This is a genomic window from Rahnella aceris (assembly GCF_011684115.1).
Classification (GTDB): domain Bacteria; phylum Pseudomonadota; class Gammaproteobacteria; order Enterobacterales; family Enterobacteriaceae; genus Rahnella; species Rahnella aceris.
The window spans coordinates 1644438-1663804 of the sequence record NZ_JAADJV010000001.1 but is presented as its reverse complement, the minus strand read 5'-3'; the positions used below and the strand labels follow the sequence as shown (position 1 = coordinate 1663804).

14 protein-coding genes are annotated in these 19367 nt (G+C 53.3%); 12 read left to right on the top strand and 2 right to left on the bottom strand.

Annotated elements, in window-relative coordinates:
• Positions 1-124: 124 nt before the first annotated feature.
• The gene (gene putA, locus GW591_RS07395) at positions 125-4099 is read right to left on the bottom strand and encodes a trifunctional transcriptional regulator/proline dehydrogenase/L-glutamate gamma-semialdehyde dehydrogenase (protein ID WP_166860429.1); all 3975 of its coding nucleotides are present in this window, start codon (positions 4097-4099) and stop codon (positions 125-127) included.
• A 510-nt stretch (positions 4100-4609) separates the two neighbouring features.
• Here putA and putP point away from each other — a divergent pair.
• The 7 genes from putP to phoH all read left to right on the top strand — a co-directional run bounded on the left by putP (position 4610) and on the right by phoH (position 12584).
• Positions 4610-6094, top strand: a complete 1485-nt coding sequence (gene putP, locus GW591_RS07390) for a sodium/proline symporter PutP (RefSeq protein WP_013575770.1) — start codon at positions 4610-4612, stop codon at positions 6092-6094.
• A gap of 247 nt (positions 6095-6341) precedes the next feature.
• Positions 6342-7193, top strand: a complete 852-nt coding sequence (gene efeU / locus GW591_RS07385; protein WP_037034423.1) for an iron uptake transporter permease EfeU — start codon at positions 6342-6344, stop codon at positions 7191-7193.
• A 44-nt stretch (positions 7194-7237) separates the two neighbouring features.
• Complete coding sequence (gene efeO / locus GW591_RS07380; protein ID WP_013575768.1) at positions 7238-8365, top strand: iron uptake system protein EfeO; 1128 nt, start codon at positions 7238-7240, stop codon at positions 8363-8365.
• A gap of 155 nt (positions 8366-8520) precedes the next feature.
• Positions 8521-9816, top strand: coding sequence for an iron uptake transporter deferrochelatase/peroxidase subunit (gene efeB, locus GW591_RS07375; protein ID WP_013575767.1), 1296 nt, complete (start codon positions 8521-8523; stop codon positions 9814-9816).
• Positions 9817-9986: 170 nt separating this feature from the next.
• On the top strand, positions 9987-11135 hold the full coding sequence (locus GW591_RS07370) for an N-acetylmuramoyl-L-alanine amidase (protein ID WP_119261716.1): 1149 nt from the start codon (positions 9987-9989) through the stop codon (positions 11133-11135).
• 183 nt (positions 11136-11318) lie between these two features.
• Positions 11319-11732, top strand: a complete 414-nt coding sequence (locus tag GW591_RS07365; protein WP_126124939.1) for a hypothetical protein — start codon at positions 11319-11321, stop codon at positions 11730-11732.
• A 63-nt stretch (positions 11733-11795) separates the two neighbouring features.
• Complete coding sequence (phoH, locus tag GW591_RS07360; RefSeq protein WP_013575764.1) at positions 11796-12584, top strand: phosphate starvation-inducible protein PhoH; 789 nt, start codon at positions 11796-11798, stop codon at positions 12582-12584.
• A 116-nt stretch (positions 12585-12700) separates the two neighbouring features.
• Here the strand turns inward: phoH and chaA are convergent, their stop codons facing one another.
• Positions 12701-13801: a sodium-potassium/proton antiporter ChaA gene (gene chaA, locus GW591_RS07355; protein ID WP_013575763.1), complete on the bottom strand. Its 1101-nt coding sequence runs from the start codon at positions 13799-13801 to the stop codon at positions 12701-12703.
• A 471-nt stretch (positions 13802-14272) separates the two neighbouring features.
• Between chaA and chaB the strand changes: the two genes are divergently transcribed.
• From chaB to GW591_RS07330, 5 genes are all read left to right on the top strand, one after another.
• Positions 14273-14506 carry a putative cation transport regulator ChaB gene (gene chaB / locus GW591_RS07350; RefSeq protein WP_013575762.1) on the top strand — a complete coding sequence of 78 codons (234 nt, stop codon included), beginning with the start codon at positions 14273-14275 and terminating at the stop codon, positions 14504-14506.
• Between the two features lie 349 nt (positions 14507-14855).
• Positions 14856-15545: a gamma-glutamylcyclotransferase gene (locus GW591_RS07345; protein WP_013575761.1), complete on the top strand. Its 690-nt coding sequence runs from the start codon at positions 14856-14858 to the stop codon at positions 15543-15545.
• Between the two features lie 284 nt (positions 15546-15829).
• Positions 15830-17398: an ABC transporter substrate-binding protein gene (locus tag GW591_RS07340; RefSeq protein ID WP_013575760.1), complete on the top strand. Its 1569-nt coding sequence runs from the start codon at positions 15830-15832 to the stop codon at positions 17396-17398.
• The gene (locus tag GW591_RS07335) at positions 17398-18450 is read left to right on the top strand and encodes an ABC transporter permease (protein WP_013575759.1); all 1053 of its coding nucleotides are present in this window, start codon (positions 17398-17400) and stop codon (positions 18448-18450) included. The genes GW591_RS07340 and GW591_RS07335 overlap by 1 nt, the downstream gene beginning before the upstream one ends.
• A gap of 5 nt (positions 18451-18455) precedes the next feature.
• Positions 18456-19334, top strand: a complete 879-nt coding sequence (locus tag GW591_RS07330) for an ABC transporter permease (RefSeq protein WP_013575758.1) — start codon at positions 18456-18458, stop codon at positions 19332-19334.
• The last annotated feature ends 33 nt before the right edge of the window (positions 19335-19367 follow it).

Here is a 19367-nt window from a genome sequence, read left to right as displayed (position 1 = left end):
GGCCACATGATAACCGTTATTGAGAAACCGAAATTTTCTCGATTCAGCCCTTAATGTAACGGGAAATTTTTTCAGGCTTTTTTAAAAGCCGCCACTTGCAGCGGCTTTCCTGCCATCCCAACCTTTATCCGATCGTCATCAGACTCGCATTGCCCCCGGCGGCTGCCGTATTCACACTCAGTGAACGTTCATGCAGCAGGCGTTCCAGCAGAATATTATCCTCGCCGCGTGCAAAGCCCTGTACCGATATAATGGCGCCCGGACGCTGCGCAATGGTCTGACAAAGTTCGCGCAACTGATCCGCATCACCGTGATAAATCACTGCATCAAATACCTGCGCATCGTTCTGCCAGTCTTTGGCGAAATCGACTCGCGCCTGCACTGCTTTTGGCAGGATGCTGAACAAATCACGTTGCAATGGCGCTTCCGGCCAGAGAATGCGGCAACCTGTCGCGGTGACAGCGGCAAGCTGGGTCAGGGCATCTTCCTGATTATCCGCCAGTGCCAGAACGCGCTCACGCGGTAACAGTGCGTAAGTGTTACGCTCGCCGGTTGGTCCCGGCAGTGTGCGCAAGGTGCCGCCCTGACTGGTTTGGGCGAAACGTTCGCAAACTGCGACAAACTCCTCACGGTGTTTCTGCTCCGTTGCCCATTGTTGCAGCGCCCGGTGCGGTGCCAGCAAGGCTTCGCGCACGGAGGTATCGAGCGGCAGTTCGCGATCCTGACGTAACAGGGTTTGCTGGACGGCGTCTTGCGGACGGCTGCTCAGCAGACGATAAAGATACAGCGGGCCACCGGCTTTCGGACCGGTGCCGGACAAGCCTTCGCCGCCAAAAGGTTGCACACCCACGACAGCACCCACCATATTGCGGTTCACGTACATATTGCCGACGTGTGCCTGCTGCGTAACGCGATGAATGGTTTCGTCGATGCGGGTATGAATACCCAGCGTCAGGCCATAACCGGCGGCATTAATCTGACCGATCAGCTTATCCAGATCCTGGCGGGCATAACGCACCACGTGCAACACCGGCCCGAAGATTTCTTTCTTCATCTCATCGAAGCTTTCCAGCTCGATCAGCGTCGGTTTAACAAAGGTACCGCGGCTCCATTCCTGCTGGTCAGCCGTAAATTCCTGCGCAGCCTGATACACGGTGCGGCCTTTGGTGCGCATCGCATCGATGTGTTTTTCGATACCGGCTTTGGCTTCGGCGTCGATCACCGGCCCGATGTCGGTAGACAAGCGCTCCGGATTGCCCATCCGGCATTCCGCCATCGCACCGCGCAGCATTTGCAGCGTGTGGTCGGCGACGTCGTCCTGAATACACAACACGCGCAGGGCGGAGCAGCGCTGACCGGCGCTGTCGAAAGCCGACGCGACCACATCCGTCACTACCTGTTCGGTCAGGGCGGAGGAATCGACAATCATGGCGTTCAGCCCGCCGGTTTCGGCGATAAGCGGCGTCGGACGCCCCTGCAGATCCAGACGACCGGCGATGTTGCGTTGCAGAATACCCGCGACATCCGTCGAACCGGTAAACAGCACGCCGCGTACACGTTCGTCATTGACCAGTTGCGAACCGACCGTTTCACCCCGGCCCGGCAGCAACTGCAATACGCCTGCCGGAACTCCGGCTTCATGCAGAATGCTGACGGCTAATGCAGCAATCAGCGGCGTCTGTTCTGCCGGTTTTGCCAGCACGCTGTTCCCGGCGGCCAGCGCGGCAGCAATCTGACCGGTAAAGATCGCCAGCGGGAAGTTCCACGGGCTGATACAGACCACCGGCCCCAGCGGACGGTGCGTGTCATTGGCGAAATCTTCGCGGATCTGCCCGGCGTAATAATGCAGGAAGTCCACGGCTTCACGTACTTCGGCAATGGCGTTATTAAAGGTTTTTCCCGCCTCGCGCACCAGCACGCCGAGCAGGTTTTGCAACTGCGCTTCCATCAGTTCTGCAGCGCGTTGCAGGATGGCGGCACGTTCTTCGGGAGGTGTCGCAAACCAGATTGACCCGGCAGCGGTTGAGGCATCCAGCGCGCGGCTGATTTCAGCTTCTGTCGCTTCGCGAACATACCCGACAATATCGGTATTTTCAGACGGGTTGATCACCGGCAGGAATTCGCCGTCGTCCGTTTGCGCATCAATTATCGGCTGCGCTTTGACCGGGTGGCTGGCGCTTTGCAGCAGGGCGCTGGAAAGGGAGGCCAGACGGTGCTCGCTGGACATATCCAGACCGGCAGAATTCACACGTTTTTCGCCATAAAGATTGCGCGGCAGGGCGATTCGCGGATGGGGTAACCCGACCTGACCTTCGCTGGCGGCAAGCGCTTCGACCGCCAGAACCGGATCGGCAACCAGTTCATCGATCGGTAACGTGGCATCGGCAATACGGTTAACAAAGGAGGTGTTCGCGCCGTTTTCCAGCAGACGACGTACCAGGTATGCCAACAGTGTTTCGTGTGTACCGACCGGGGCATAAATGCGGCACGGGCGGTTCAGTTTGCCGTCAGAAATTTTCCCCACCACCTGCTCGTACAGCGGTTCACCCATACCGTGCAGGCACTGGAATTCGTACTGACCGGGATAATAGTTATTACCGGCCAGTTGATAAATCGCCGCCACGGTGTGGGCGTTATGCGTCGCGAACTGAGGATAAATCAGGTTTGGCACGGCCAGCAGTTTACGGGCGCAGGCCAGATAGGAGACATCGGTGTAAACCTTGCGGGTATAAACCGGATAATCTTCCAGACCGTCCATTTGTGCGCGCTTAATTTCGCTGTCCCAGTACGCACCTTTCACCAGACGGACCATCAGACGGCGGCGGCTGCGCTGTGCCAGACTGGTCAGGTAATCAATCACCATCGGGCAGCGTTTCTGATACGCCTGAATCACGAAGCCGATGCCGTTCCAGCCCGCCAGTTCCGGTTCGAAGCAGAGTTTTTCCAGCAAATCGAGAGAGATTTCCAGGCGGTCAGCTTCTTCGGCATCGATGTTGATACCGATGTCGTAACTGCGTGCCAGCAAGGTCAGTGAAAGCAGGCGCGGATACAACTCTTCCATTACACGCTCATATTGCGCACGGCTGTAACGCGGATGCAGGGCGGAAAGCTTGATGGAAATGCCGGGGCCTTCATAAATGCCGCGACCATTGGAGGCTTTGCCGATGGCATTGATCGCCTGCTGATAGGACTGCAAATAGGCCTGCGCGTCTTTCGCGGTGAGCGCGGCTTCACCCAGCATGTCGTAGGAATAGCGGAAACCTTTTTCTTCATGTTTGCGGGCATTGGCCAGCGCTTCGGCGATGGTTTCGCCGGTCACGAATTGCTCTCCCATCAGGCGCATTGCCATGTCCACACCTTTGCGGATTAGCGGTTCGCCGCTTTTGCCGATAATGCGGTTCAGCGATTTTGACAGGCTGGCTTCATTATGCGTCGCCACCAGCTTGCCGGTGAACAGCAAACCCCAGGTCGCGGCGTTAACGAACAGCGACGGGCTGCGGCCCAGATGCGAATGCCAGTTACCGTTGCTGATTTTGTCGCGGATTAACGCATCGCGGGTTGGTTTGTCGGGAATACGCAGCAGCGCTTCCGCCAGACACATCAGCGCCACGCCTTCCTGAGAAGACAGAGAGAACTCCTGCAGCAGGCTTTGCACCATGCCGGCGCGGCCGTTTGCACTCTTTTGGTTCCTGAGTCTGGTGGCAATGTCAGCAGCCAGTTTCAGCGCAGCATCATTGAGCGGGGCAGGCAAACGCGCCTGTTCAAGCAGCATCGACACGGCTTCAGGTTCAGGGCGGCGATAGGCGGCAGTGATGGCAGAACGGCTGACTGACTGTGGCAGGATCTGCTCGGCGAAATCTAGGAACGGCTGATGGGCTTCCTGAACCAGTTGCACAGCGACATCTTCCATACCTTCAGGCGCAGCGCCATTCAGCGCCGGAATTTCCGGCAGCGTATCGCCATTTTCCAGTCGTTCCAGATAGGAAAATATCGCTTGTTTGATCAGCCAGTGCGGCGTGCGGTCAATTTTGTGAGCCGCTTCTTTAAGCCTGTCGCGTGTACCTTCATCCAGCTTCACGCCCATCGTCGTCATACCCATGCGCAAACACTCCATATAAAAAATTTCAGGTGAATTCGTTATTTTATGCTGAGCAATATCTTCTATGTTGCAACCTTGTGCAACCCTGTTAATGCATGAAGTATGCCTGTTGTGATTTGTCTGGCATTTTTAACAATAAAATAACGGCATGGATCTTGCCTGCATTCACCTGAGGAGAATGTCAAAGGTTGCATCAGGTGCAACTTTTGTCAGTGCAAAGTACAACCGGTATTGCGGATAACTGTGATGGAGGGTGAATTTTGTGTATTTGAAATGTTAAAAATATTGAAAAGTGGATCAGGCTAAACCAGTATCCGGCCCGACAGTAATTTTGAACAAAAACCACACAGAGTCAGTGACTACGTAAAAAATATGGAGAGTCTTGCTGCAACCTTACAGGGTTTCAGCCATCATCTCGCCCCGGCAGGTTTTTAGCGGCACTTCTGGTGGAGTGCTTCAGGACAGACAGCTGCCGGACAACATCGCAAAAAATAAGAAGTGGAGAATGGAATGACAATGAACACACCGATGCTGGTGACGTTTTGTGTTTATATTTTCGGGATGATTTTTATTGGGCTCATCGCGTATCTACGAACCAAAAACTTTGATGATTATATTCTGGGCGGACGCAGTTTAGGCAGCGTGGTGACGGCGCTTTCAGCCGGTGCTTCTGACATGAGCGGCTGGCTGTTAATGGGATTGCCGGGGGCGATTTTTATTTCCGGGATTTCGGAAAGCTGGATCGCCATTGGCCTGACCATCGGCGCGTACCTGAACTGGAAACTGGTGGCAGGGCGGCTGCGTGTGCACACTGAAGCCAATAATAATGCGCTGACACTGCCGGATTACTTTACCCATCGTTTTGAAGATTCCAGCAAGCTGCTGCGCATTATCTCCGCGATTGTGATTTTGGTGTTCTTCACCATTTACTGTGCCTCCGGCATCGTGGCCGGTGCGCGTCTGTTTGAAAGCACCTTCGGCATGACGTACCAGACTGCACTTTGGGCTGGTGCGGCGGCGACCATCATTTATACTTTTATCGGCGGTTTTCTGGCAGTCAGCTGGACTGATACCGTGCAGGCCAGCCTGATGATTTTCGCGCTGATCCTGACACCGGTTATCGTCATCCTCGCAGTGGGCGGTATTGATACCTCGATGATGGTAATCAATGCCAAAAACCCTGAATACACCGATATGTTCAAGGGCATGAATCTGGTGGCGATTTTGTCATTGCTGGGCTGGGGACTGGGCTATTTTGGTCAGCCGCATATTCTGGCGCGCTTCATGGCGGCCGATTCTCACCGAACTATCCGCAGCGCGCGCCGTATCAGCATGACATGGATGATTTTGTGTCTGGCGGGCACCATTGCCGTAGGATTCTTCGGGATTGCTTACTTCAGCAATAATCCGGGCGAAGCGGGCAACGTGACGCAAAACGGTGAGCGCGTGTTCATCGAGCTGACGAAAATTCTGTTTAATCCCTGGATTGCCGGTATTTTGCTGTCCGCTATTCTGGCGGCGGTGATGAGTACCCTGAGCTGTCAGTTGCTGGTGTGTTCAAGCGCGATTACCGAAGATTTGTATAAAGCCTTCCTGCGCAAAGGCGCAAGCCAGCGCGAACTGGTGTGGGTAGGGCGTGCGATGGTGCTGGTTGTGGCGCTGGTCGCGATTGCGCTGGCCGCCAATCCGGAAAACCGTGTTCTCGGTTTAGTCAGTTATGCATGGGCCGGTTTTGGCGCAGCATTCGGACCGGTGATCCTGATTTCCGTGATGTGGAAACGTATGACGCGTAACGGTGCACTGGCAGGCATGATCGTCGGTGCCGTGACAGTGATCCTGTGGAAACAATACGGCTGGGCCGAACTGTATGAAATCATTCCCGGCTTTATTTTCGCGTCACTGGCTATCTGGATTGTCAGCCTGGCGGGGCGTAAACCTTCCGCCGCCGTGGAACAGCGCTTCACTGTTGCGGAAGCGGAATATAATACTATTTAACGGTTTTTTACTTTTATGACACTCAGACCGGGGGCATTCAGCCCCCGGTTTTCAGCATTTTCCGCCGGATAATCCCCCCGTCCTGATTTTTCCTGTCTATTTACCGATCACGCTTCAAAAAAAGGATCGGTTACCTCTTGTATTTCTTTTGGCAAGAATGATAATCACTATCGTTTCTTTTTACTTTTCTTTACAGAGACCTTACACATTCTGTTGTTCGTCAGAATTCAGGGCTCGGGAGCTCGTCATGTTCGTTCCGTTTCTCATTATGTTTCGCGAAGGGCTGGAAGCTGCACTGATCGTCAGCCTGATTGCCAGCTATCTCAAACGGACGCAACGCGGGCAGTGGCTCGGTGTGGTCTGGATTGGCGTTTTCATCGCTGCCGCACTCTGTCTGGCGCTCGGTCTTTTCATCAATGCCACGACCGGTGAGTTTCCACAAAAACAGCAGGAGCTGTTTGAAGGTATCGTCGCCGTCGTTGCGGTGTGCATCCTGACTTATATGGTGTTCTGGATGCGCAAAGTGTCGCGTTCTATCAAAGTGCATCTGGAAGGGGCGATTGATCATGCGCTGAATTCCGGCCGCGGTCAGGGCTGGGCACTGGTCGCGATGGTGTTTTTTGCGGTAGCGCGTGAAGGTCTGGAATCGGTGTTTTTCCTGCTGGCGGCCTTCCAGCAGGATGTCGGCATCGAAGCGCCGATCGGCGCAGTGCTCGGGCTTGGCGCGGCCATCGTGCTGGGTTTCCTGATTTACTACGGCGGGGTGAAGCTGCATCTGGCGAAGTTCTTCAAATGGACCAGCCTGTTCATTCTGTTTGTCGCCGCCGGGCTGGCTGCGGGGGCTATTCGCGCTTTCCACGAAGCCGGATTGTGGAACCGTATGCAGGATATTGCTTTTGATCTGAGCGGCACATTATCCACGCACTCTTTATTCGGCACGTTGCTGGAAGGGATGTTTGGCTATCAGGAAGCCCCGACGGTCAGCGAAGTCGCGGTGTACTTCCTGTATCTGATCCCTGCGCTGTTCCTGTTCTTTATGCCACAAGGTAAATCGCCTGTGGCCGCGCCGGCCTCTGCCGGGCAAAAAACACGACGTTGATCCTTAAACCTTTCCATCATCTTGCCTTTGTCACGGAGTTGTACATGACACATTTTCGCCGTAAAGCTTTACAGATTGCACTGTTATCCCTGCCGGCTTTTGCGCTGAGCGCCAATGTGCTGGCTGCTGATGTTCGTCAGGTCAAAATTGCTGTTAACGACAAACAATGTGAACCGATGGCGCTGACCGTGCCCGCCGGTAAAACCCAGTTTGTTATCCATAACAACAGTCAGAAAAACCTGGAATGGGAAATTTTGAAAGGCGTGATGGTGGTGGAAGAACGTGAAAACGTGGCACCGGGTTTCACGCAAAAAATGACGGCTAACCTTGAACCGGGCGAATACGACATGACCTGTGGCTTGCTGAGCAATCCGAAAGGCAAACTGACTGTCACCGCCGAGGGGACAGCCGCTTCCGGTAAGCCTGACGCCATGGCGCTGGTTGGCCCGATTGCGGAATACAAAGTCTATGTGACGCAGCAGGTCGCTGAACTGGTGGCGCATACCAAAGCCTTTACCGACGCAGTGAAGAAGGGTGATCTGGCGAAAGCACAATCCCTTTACGCGTCAACCCGTGTTTACTATGAGCGCATCGAACCGATTGCCGAACTGTTCTCTGATCTGGACGGCAGCATCGACGCCCGTGAAGATGATTTCGAGAAAAAAGCCGAAGATCCTAACTTCACCGGTTTCCACCGTCTGGAGAAAATTCTCTTCGCGGACAAAACCACCAAAGGCACCGAACCCTTTGCTGACAAGCTTTATACCGATACCGTTGATTTGCAAAAACGTATCGCAGACCTGACTTTCCCGCCTAGCAAAGTGGTCGGCGGCGCGGCGGGCCTGATTGAAGAAGTGGCCGCCAGTAAAATCAGCGGCGAAGAAGACCGTTACAGCCGCACTGACCTGTGGGATTTCCGTGCCAACCTTGATGGCGCACAAAAAATCGTCAATCTGCTGCGTCCGTTACTGGTCAAAGCCGATAAACCGTTGCTGGATAAAATCGACGCTAACTTCAAAACCGTCGATGCGCTGCTGGATAAATACAAAACCAAAGACGGTTACGAGAATTATGAAAAACTGTCTGATGCAGACCGTAACGCAATGAAAGGGCCGATCACCACGCTGGCAGAAGACTTGTCCAAACTGCGCGGTGTGCTTGGTTTAGATTAAACTCCTTAGCACCCTCCCCTGCGAAGGGGAGGGTGGGGTGGGGTATTAAAGAAAAATCCAGCAGCCGAAGTATGCATAACCCCCTGTTTTATCATTAAAACCCCCTCCCAACCTCCCCCTTCGCAGGGGGAGGAGCGTTATAACGAGGCATAGCAATGAGTCACAAAAACGATAATCAGAACGACGTTTCTTCTTCCCGCCGCAGTTTGCTGAAAGGTGTGGGATTGTTAGGCGGGGCATTTGCCCTGGGCGGCGCTGCCACGGCGCAGGCTGAGAAAACACCCGGCGCAAAAAAAGAGTACACGCCAGGCACGGTTTCCCCGGACGAACGCTGGGGCAGGCAACCTTATTACGGCGAGCATCAGGCAGGGATTTTAACGCCACAACAGGCGTCGATGATGCTGGTTTCCTTTGACGTGCTGGCCACCAACAAAGCCGATCTGGAGCGTCTTTTCCGTCTCCTTGATTCACGGTTTGCCTTCCTGACCAAGGGTGGCACCGCACCTTCAATGGATCCGAAATTCCCGCCGATGGATTCCGGCGTGATGGGGGCAGAAATCTACCCGGATAACCTGACCATGACGCTGTCGGTGGGGGATTCCCTGTTCGATGAGCGCTTTGGATTAGCGCCGCATAAGCCGCTGAAATTGCAGCGCATGACGCGTTTCCCGAATGATTCACTGGATGCCACACTCTGTCATGGTGATCTGTCACTGCAAATCTGTGCCAACAACAACGATACGGTGGTGCATGCGTTGCGTGACATCATCAAGTACACACCGGATTTACTCAGCGTGCGCTGGCGTCGTGACGGCTTTATTTCGTCCCACGCAGCGCGCAGTCAGGGCAAAGAAACGCCGATTAACCTGCTGGGCTTTAAAGACGGCACGGCGAATCCTGACTCGAAAGACACACCACTGATGGATAAAACCGTCTGGGTCACCGCCGGTCAGGGCGAACCGGCGTGGACGCTTGGCGGCAGTTATCAGGCCACACGTCTGATCCCGTTCAAGGTGGAATCCTGGGACCGTACGCCGTTGCAGGAGCAGCAGTCTATTTTCGGGCGTAACAAAGCCACCGGCGCACCTTTGGGGATGGAAAAGGAGCACGATGTGCCGGATTACGAAAAAGACCCGGAAGGTAAGACCATCCGCCTTGATTCGCATATCCGTCTGGCGAATCCGCGTACCAAAGCCACCGATGAAAACCTGATGCTGCGCCGTGGCTACAGCTATTCGCTTGGCGTGACCCATTCCGGGCAACTGGAAATGGGGCTGATTTTTGTCTGTTATCAGCATGACCTGGAAAAAGGTTTCCTGACCGTGCAGAAACGCCTGAACGGCGAAGCGCTGGAAGAGTATATCCGTCCGAATGGCGGCGGCTTTTTCTTCACGCTGCCGGGGAATAAAGATGAAAGCCACTATCTCGGTCAATCGTTAATCGAAGCGTAATTTAATGCCTCCCCCTGCGAAGGGGGAGAAGCTCAATCCAGAAATCCTTTTTACGCTTCGTTACGCAATTCACCGCCTGTTAATACTCCGCTGCATCCCAAAAAATCTCAGCAATGTCATGATGATAAATCGTCAAACTGATTTATTACGATGCCTGCTCCGAGACTGTTATGACCATCAACCATGCCCGCAGAAAATTACTGATCTTTGGCATCGGACTTTCCCTGACGGCACCACGCCTGTATGCCGCCCAAAAAGCCGTGCGCATTACCATGACATCAGACGCCAGTCAGATTTACCTGACGTTACCGGCAGCGGATAAATACAGCCGGGTGTTTATGCTCAGTGCGCCGGAAAGAGTGGTGATTGATATGCCGATGGCGTCATTTCCACCGGAACTGGAGCATGCGCTGACGGTGGTCAGGCAGAAATTTTCGTGGATAAAAGAGGGGAGGATTGCTCACTTCAGCCCGCAAGTGGCGCGCATTGTGTTGCAGGTAAACGGTAAACCGAAGATTACGCGCAGCACGGAAAACGGTGTGCTGAACGTGACGATATCCGGAGAAAGCCCTGACGCCGAGATTTTGCCCGTCACCACCGCTGCACCTCGGGCAGAGAAACCGCTACTGGTGATGATTGATCCGGGGCATGGCGGAAAGGATCCGGGCGCGATCGGCAACGAAGGCACCTATGAAAAACACGTGGTGCTGCACATCGCCAAACGACTGCAAACCTTGCTTGATCAACAGCACGGTATTCAGGCGGTGCTGACGCGCCAGGATGACGTATTTATTCCGCTGTATCACCGCGTCAGCCTGGCGCATCAGCATGAGGCAGATCTGTTTATCTCAATTCATGCCGACGGTTTTACCAACGATCAGGTCTCCGGTGCGTCGGTTTTCGCGCTGTCTGAACACGGCGCGGGCAGTGCGATGGCGCGCTATTTGTCGCAAAGCGAAAACAGCGCAGATGTGTTGTATGACGACGATTTTAAAACCGACGATCAATACCTTAAAGAAACGCTGTTTGATCTCGACCAGCACGAAACCATTCATCGCAGCCTGAATTTTGGCCATCATCTGACGGCAACTATTAGTAAAGTGCATCACATGCACAGTCCGCATCCTGAACAGGCGGGATTTGCGGTACTGAAATCCCCGCGAATTCCTTCCGCGCTGGTGGAGACATCCTTCATCACCAATAAACAGGAAGAAAAATTACTGGGTGAGCCGGTGTTTCAGGAGAAAATGGCGCATGCGCTGGCGGAAGGCATTAACAGTTACTTCATCAATGAAAAGAAAAATAATCTGCTGGGCTGAGAGAAATTCAGCACGATTAAAGAGGATCTGAAAAAGATCCTCATGATCCTATTGACGTCAGCCACAAACTTTTTTACATTTTGGTAACGCAAATGTTTCAGCTGTCATTATACTGACATTTATAAGCGGTAGTTTTCACGAGGTGTACGGCAGGTGCCGTTAATAACACTGCGGGGAGCGCGAATGGTAAAGTCCATGTTTGGGCTGTTGATCGAAAATAACACACTTCTCTCATTCACTCGTTGTTGTCGCTTAAATGCAAACGAGGGCCAGGCTTCCGACTCTCTAATATTTCAACCTTTACTTTCAGCTTTTTCCTACCGCTTGCTGCAAAAAATATCATCCACTCAACCTCAACCCTGTTCTTTAACTGACCCCGTAAATGTTTACCAAAATGATGTGAATATCACTGGCTTTTATTCTGGAATTTTCATTGTATGGGTCAGCGGTTTGTCATTATTGACACTTTTGACAATGCCTCCTCGTGAACAGAAAACAACCAAAAGACTTTCCGTTAATCCCTTTGGTTTCTTTTCCTCTTCACGTTATTCATTGGCTCCACTTGGTCTAAAAGGAGACCAAAACCTCATTTGTTAGTGAAACATAACCGTGCGGGCATTATGCCTTAGCGTTAAGTGAATCAAACTGTAAGGTGCCACTATGGGAAGACAGAAAGCAGTGATCAAAGCTCGTCGTGAAGCAAAACGTGTTATTCGTAGTGATTCACGTAGTCACCGCCAGCGCGAGGAAGAATCTGTGACGTCATTAGTACAGATGGGCGGTTTGGAATCGATCGGCATGGCTCGCGACTCCCGCGATACGTCCGTCATCGAAGCGCGTACTGAAGCTCAAGGTCATTACTTATCAGCCATAGAGAATAAGCAGTTAATTTTTGCCACCGGTGAAGCCGGTTGTGGCAAAACATTTATCAGCGCTGCGAAAGCGGCAGAGGCATTAATTCACAAAGAAATCGACAGGATTATTGTGACGCGCCCGGTATTGCAAGCCGATGAAGATCTCGGTTTCCTGCCCGGTGATATTTCTGAGAAGTTCGCGCCTTATTTCCGTCCGGTCTACGACATTCTATTACGTCGTCTGGGTTCATCATTCCTGCAATATTGTTTGCGACCGGAAATAGGGAAGGTTGAAATTGCGCCATTCGCTTATATGCGCGGGCGTACTTTCGAAAATGCGGTGGTTATTCTGGACGAAGCGCAGAATGTCACGGCCAGCCAGATGAAAATGTTCCTGACCCGTCTCGGTGAAAATGTGACGGTGATTGTTAACGGTGATATTACCCAGTGCGATTTACCACGCGGCGTAGTATCGGGGCTCAGCGATGCAATGTCTCGCTTCGAAGAAGACGAGATGATTGGCATCATTGAATTTGGCAAAGAGGACTGCGTGCGTTCAGAGCTGTGTAAACGCACTCTCCACGCCTACTCTTAATTCTCCCATCCCTCCCATGAAAAAGGCCGCTCAGTTGAGCGGCCTTTCTTTTGTCATTCTTCATTCAATCAAAATCATTTGGGTTGTATCAGGGCGGCAACCCGAAGGATGAAGATTTAAAGCATAATTAGCATCATGTAGGCGCAGAAGAGGGCCAGATGCGCAGTACCGTTTAATACATTGGTACGGCCGGTGGAGAATGAAATCTGGCACAAGATCAGCACCGCCAGCATCACCACAATATTCGCCGGATCCAGGCCGAAAATCAGATCCTGACCTGTCAGGGTGGCGATGACGGTCACCGCCGGTACGGTCAGTGAAATCGTCGCCAGCACGGAGCCGAAGAACAAATTCATGGCGCGCTGTACCTGATTTTTCAGTACCGCTTTCAGTGCGCCCAGACCTTCCGGTGAAAGGATCAGTAACGCGACCAGGAAGCCGGTGAACTGCGCAGGAGCATTCAGTTCGGTCAGCAGGCTTTCCAGCGGATTGGCGTTGAACTTGGTCACTGCGATAACCAGCACCAGATGGACAATCAGCCAGAGCGTATGCGTCAGGTTACTTTTCGAAGACGGTTTTCCGTGTCCGTCTTCTTCGCCTTCATCTTCATGCTCGTAAATAAACAGGCTCTGGTGGGTTTTGGTCTGGATAAGCAAAAATACGCCGTACATGGCGGCTGAAATCATCGCGACAAACAACGCCTGTAGCGTCGAGAAATTGCCCGCCGGCAACGCGGCAGGCAGCACCAGCACAATCACCGCCAGCGGGAATATCGCCATCAGGTACTGTTTGATACCACCGAGATTCACATATTGTGTCGCAAATTTGCGCCCGCCCAACAGCAGGGCAACGCCAACCAGACCGGCGGTAACAATCATGATGATCGAGAACAACGTGTCACGCATCAGCGCGGGCGCGGCGTCGCCGGTCGCCATCAGGGCCGAAATCAGGCTGACTTCGAGGATGACCACTGAAAGGCTGAGGATCAACGACCCGTAAGGTTCGCCAAGACGATGTGCCAGTACGTCGGCATGACGCACCACGCTGAAGGCGCTGGCGAGGATACCGACCAGCGCGATTAAATTGATACCGACAACCGAGGCAAAGTTACTGCTGTTGCCCCAGAGGATGAGAACGATAAGTGCAGCGATGGGAAAAACCAGGGAGTATTCCTGATGGCGGGTTTTGATTTTTGGATGTTCCTGTGAAGACACCATGATGATTATTCTCCTTATAAACGCTCACGTAATAACAACCGCCTGTCTGTCAGTTGTCAGAAAAATGCCTGGCAGCATAAAGGTCTAACCTGTTAAGTATAGTAGATAAATTAATCTATTAACAGGGTAAAGTCATTGTTAATGCATAAAAAATGACATACCAATTGTTTATCAGGGAATAATCTGAATTAACCAGCAATAAACACCCTAATAATTTGTTTTGTTAAAATATTAAGTCATTTAAAAACAATGTATTATATTGCTATTGTAGTAATATGGCGATTATGCGTCAGTTTATGTAAATCATCAGGATACCCACACAATCTCATGGAGGAAATGTGCAGTCAGCGGCCCGATAACGAGAATAATCTGGCAGCGTCCTTTGAGGGTAGCAGCTAGACTTTATCCTGTGCGCAGACGCCGCACATAAAAAATATCAATGCGATGAACGCTATGAAAAAGGAGACGACTATGCCTTATCAGAACCGCTCAGCGTTGCCTGAATCCGTGCGCAATGTGCTTCCTGCCCATGCGCAGGATATCTATAAGGAAGCGTTTAACAGCGCCTGGGATGAGTATAAAAAACCTAAAGACCGGCAGGGCGATGACTCGCGTGAGGAAACGGCGCATAAAGTTGCCTGGGCCGCTGTGAAACATGGGTATAAAAAAGGAGATGACGATAAGTGGCATCCTAAGAAATCCTGATATGAATGGCAGGTGAGGGCGATCCCGCGCCTGCCAGAAGGTCTGCCCGGCCTCCGGGTTCCCGCTGTTTTTGTTTTATTCCCCCCCTAAATATCAACATTCATGCAATGTTCATAAAATAATCACTTTATTTTCGTTTTGTGATCGCTCTCAACCTTGATTGCAACGAAAGAAACGAATAAGGTTTCATTCAGCAGGGGTATACGAAACTTCCTAATAAATTTGCCCTGCGGCCTGAAGCTCAGGCGAAACTGTCCGATAGCGTTATTAAATGAAACTCACGATAACGGAGAACACAGCGTTAACAGCATGGCATGTTCAAAAGTAAGTCGTACCGAAGGGGGAATGAATGTTAACTCGAGATTTCCTGCGTAACGCAGATTGCAAAACAGCATTCGGCAGCATTGATGAGTCGATGCTACTGACCCCTGAACAGCGCGCAGCCTCTCTGAGCTGCACGCTGGCGCGTCGCCCCGACAACAGCCCGGTCTGGATTTTTGGTTACGGTTCACTGATGTGGAACCCGGTTTTTGACTCGGAAGAGGCGCGACCCGCCACATTGCACGGTTATCATCGTGCCTTCTGTTTACGCCTCACCTCCGGGCGTGGCACCCATGCGCAACCTGGCCGCATGCTGGCGCTGCGGGATGGCGGAAAAACCACCGGTCTGGCGTTCCGTCTGCCGGAAGACACACTTCTCGATGAACTCGAATTGCTGTGGAAGCGTGAAATGCTGACCGGCTGTTATCGTCCGACCTGGTGCGAACTGAATCTCGACGATGGCCGCAAGGTGACGGCGCTGGTGTTCATTATGGATCCCTCGCACCCGCAATATGAGGCCGATACCGATTATCAGGTTATCGCGCCACTGATTGCGCAGGCCAGCGGCCCGCTCGGGACCAATGCACAATATCTGTTTGCCCTGGAAAAAGAGCTGAACAACTACGGCATGCGTGATGACTGCATGAGTGAGCTGGTCAAACAGGTACGAATGCTGTTGTCCGTTTCTCCCGGTTTTGATGTGCCGGGGCTGAGCTAAGCCCCGCATCTGCGCGCTGTGCGGGGCCTTCCGTGCAGCCCGCTTCCCTTAACACCCCCCGGTTTACGTGCTATTCATTCCCACATCCCTTCAGCGGGTATTTCCCTGTGGTTTGTACAGTAACAATCCCCCGCCAGACCGCATTCCGACGCTTTAATAACCAATCAGATAACGTTATGCAAAATTCGCATAACGATAGTATTTATCAGACTTTCTGGTAGGTTGAAGAAACTTTACACTCAACAAAACTTTAGCAATTTCGCTACCTTGGAGAGTCTGACCTGATGAAAGCTTTATTACCGTCCGTCCTGTTTACGGCTATTGCGGCTACTTTCTCTGCGCAGGCTGCCACGCCGCCGGATACTTTGGTTATCGCGCAATCCATTGATGACACCTCCAGTTTTGATCCGGCGCAGGGCTTCGAACTGACCACGGTTCAGGCTTTCAATAATATTTATCAGCGTCTGGTGCAGTCTGACCCGAACAACCCGATCGATTTAAAACCGACGCTGGCGGCCTCCTGGGAAACAGGTAAAGATAACCGCAGCCTGACCTTCACGCTGTCACCGAAAGCCACCTTTGCCAGCGGTAATCCGCTGACAGCCGATGATGTGATTTTCTCGTTATCGCGTGTGGTGAAGCTGAATCTCGAACCTTCGTTCATTCTGACGCAACTGGGCTGGACCGATAAAAACGTCGATACCTTCCTTACTAAAATCGATGATCAGCATGTGAAAGTCAGCTGGACCGCCGATGTCAGCCCGTCATTCGTGTTGAGCCTGCTGTCGGCGCCGGTATCTTCTATCGTTGACAGCAAACTGGTGAAAGCTAACGCCACTGCTGACGACCTGGGGCATCAGTGGCTGAGCAACCATTCTGCCGGTTCCGGCCCGTATCAGATCCGCAACTACATTCCGCATGAAGTGGTGATTCTGTCTGCGAATCCGACTTCGCCGGAAGGCGCGCCGAAGCTGAAAACCATTCTGATCAAAAACGTCCCGGATCCTGCCGCACGCCGCTTGCTGATCGAGCAGGGGGATGCCGATATGGCGCGTAATCTCGGTTCTGACCAGATGGCCGCACTCGCTGGCAAAAAAGGCGTTAAGCCTCTGGCGATCCCGTATGCCTCGCTGTACTTCATGCAGTTCAACGCCAAAGCTTCTCCGGCGTTGGGTAATCCTGCGTTCTGGGAAGCGGCCCGTTACCTGTTCGATTACAACCACATTGCGCACGACCTGATGAAAGATCAGTTCCAGGTGCATCAGGCCTTCCTGCCGGAAGGTTATCTGGGCGCGCTGAATGACACGCCATACACCTATGATCCGGCGAAAGCCAAAGCGATTCTGGCAAAAGCCGGGCTGACCAACGTCAGCTTCACGCTGTCTACCGCCAATCAGCCGCCGTACCTGGACATCGCCCAGGCGTTGCAGGCCAGCTTCGCGCAGGGCGGCGTAACGGTGAAACTGGATCCGGGTTTAAGCTCGCAGATCTCCACCAAAGTGAAATCACACAATTACGATGCGTATATGTCTTCGTGGGGACCGGATTACTTTGACCCGAACACTAACGCTTCGGCGTTTGCTTTCAACCCGGAAGATGGCAGCAAAACGCTGGCATGGCGGGCGAACTGGTCCATTCCGGCGCTCAATAAACTGACGCTGGCCGCGATTGCGGAACCGGATCAGGCCAAACGCGTGGCGGATTACCGTCAGTTGCAACTGGAAGTACAGAAAAACTCACCGTTCGTGATTGGCCTGCAAGCGAAAAGCCTGATTGCCGTACGCGACAACATCAAAGGTTACGTGCAGGGCATCAACCCTGACATGGTCTTCTACAGCAAGGTCACTAAGTAATGACAGACAGTTCAACACCCGCCGGATTCGTCCGGCAGGGTTGGCGCTGGTCAGGCCGTTTGCTGACTGGCGTGATTTCGCTGGCGCTGACGTTACTCGGCCTGCTGGCGTTTACTTTTACGCTTTCCCATCTTGCTCCGATTGACCCGACACTTCAGGTGGCGGGTGATCACGCCAGTGAAGCCACCTATGCGCAGGTGCGTCGTGATTTAGGTCTCGATCAGTCGGTGCCGGTGCAGTTCACCCGTTATCTGGAAAGACTGGCGCACGGCGATATGGGTATCTCCCGCATCACCGCGCAGCCGGTCGCCAGCGATTTGATGCGCACCTTCCCGGCAACGGTCGAACTGGCGACCTGTGCGATCCTGCTTGGCGGCACACTCGGCATTCTGCTGGCGCTGCTGGCGGTGTGGAAACCGGGAAGCTGGCTGGATAACGTTGCGAGAATGGTGTCGCTGCTCGGTTATTCTGTACCGATTTTCTGGCTGAGCCTGCTCGGCCTTTTGCTGTTTTACGCGGTACTGCACTGGGCGGGCGGGCCGGGACGGCTTGATGACCTGTATATGTACACTATGACGCCGCGCACCGGTTTTGTGCTGATTGATACCTGGCTTTCCGGCGACCGTGAAATGTTCTACAACGCCATCAGCCACTTATGGTTGCCGGTAACGGTGCTGGCGATGTTGTCGATGGCGGGCATTACGCGCCTTCTGCGTGCGTCGATGCTCGGCGAAATGAACAAAGAATATGTGATTCTGGCGCGCTCGAAAGGCGCGGGCAGGGTACGTGTATTGCTGTGTCACGTTTTCCCGAATGTGCTCGGCACGCTGATCACCGTGCTGACGCTTTCCTACGCCAGTTTGCTGGAAGGGGCGGTTCTGACGGAAACGGTATTTGCCTGGCCGGGCGTTGGACGTTATCTGACCACCGCGCTGTTCGCCGCGGATACTCCGGCAATTCTTGGCGCTACGCTGCTGATCGGCACCTGTTTTGTGCTGCTTAATGCGCTGGCTGACGCCCTTACTTATCTGCTCGATCCGCGGACCCGGTAGTTTCTATGACTCAAATGATCCCTGAACAACCCACGCAGGTTGAGGCTGAAGCCGAAACATCCGTCTGGAAACCGGCCCGGCGCATCACCACGTTTTCCGTGGGGCTGGTGCTGGTCGCTATTCTGGTACTGACCGCGCTGCTCGCACCATGGCTGGCGCCGTTTGACCCGAACATTCAACACATCGAACTGCGTCTGCTGCCACCATCGGAAACCCACTGGCTGGGCACCGACGGTTTTGGCCGTGATTTGCTCTCGCGTGTGGTATATGGCGCGCGCCCGACGCTGTTGCTGGTGTCACTGATCCTGGTACTGACCATTCCGGTTGGCCTGCTGATCGGTATCAGCGCCGGTTACATTGGCGGCTGGTATGAACGCATTGTGATGCGACTGACCGATATTGTGATGTCCTTGCCCAGTCTGGTCATGGCGCTGGCGCTGGTGGCGATCCTGGGCCCCGGTCTGATGAACGGTGCACTGGCTCTGGCTTTCACCAGCTGGCCGCCGTTTGCACGACAGGCGAGGGCCGAGACACTGGCACTTCGCCGCAGCGATTATCTGGCGGCCGCACGGATGCAGGGCATCGGCGGGTTGCGACTGATGTTCGGCCACATTTTGCCGCTGTGCCTGCCCAGCGCTGTGGTGCGCGCGGCGCTCAGCCTCGGCGGCATCATTCTGGCCTCTGCCGGTCTGGGCTTTCTCGGCATGGGCATTCAGCCACCGACGGCTGAATGGGGCTCGATGGTTGCTGAAGGCAGCAAAGTCATTTTCGATCAGTGGTGGGTCGCCGCTGCACCGGGCGGGGCGATTCTTTTCGCCAGCCTGGCTTTCAATCTGCTGGGCGATGGCCTGCGTGACAAAATGGATCCACGACATGGCAACTGACTTTTTACATAAAGACAAATCAAATAGCGACAA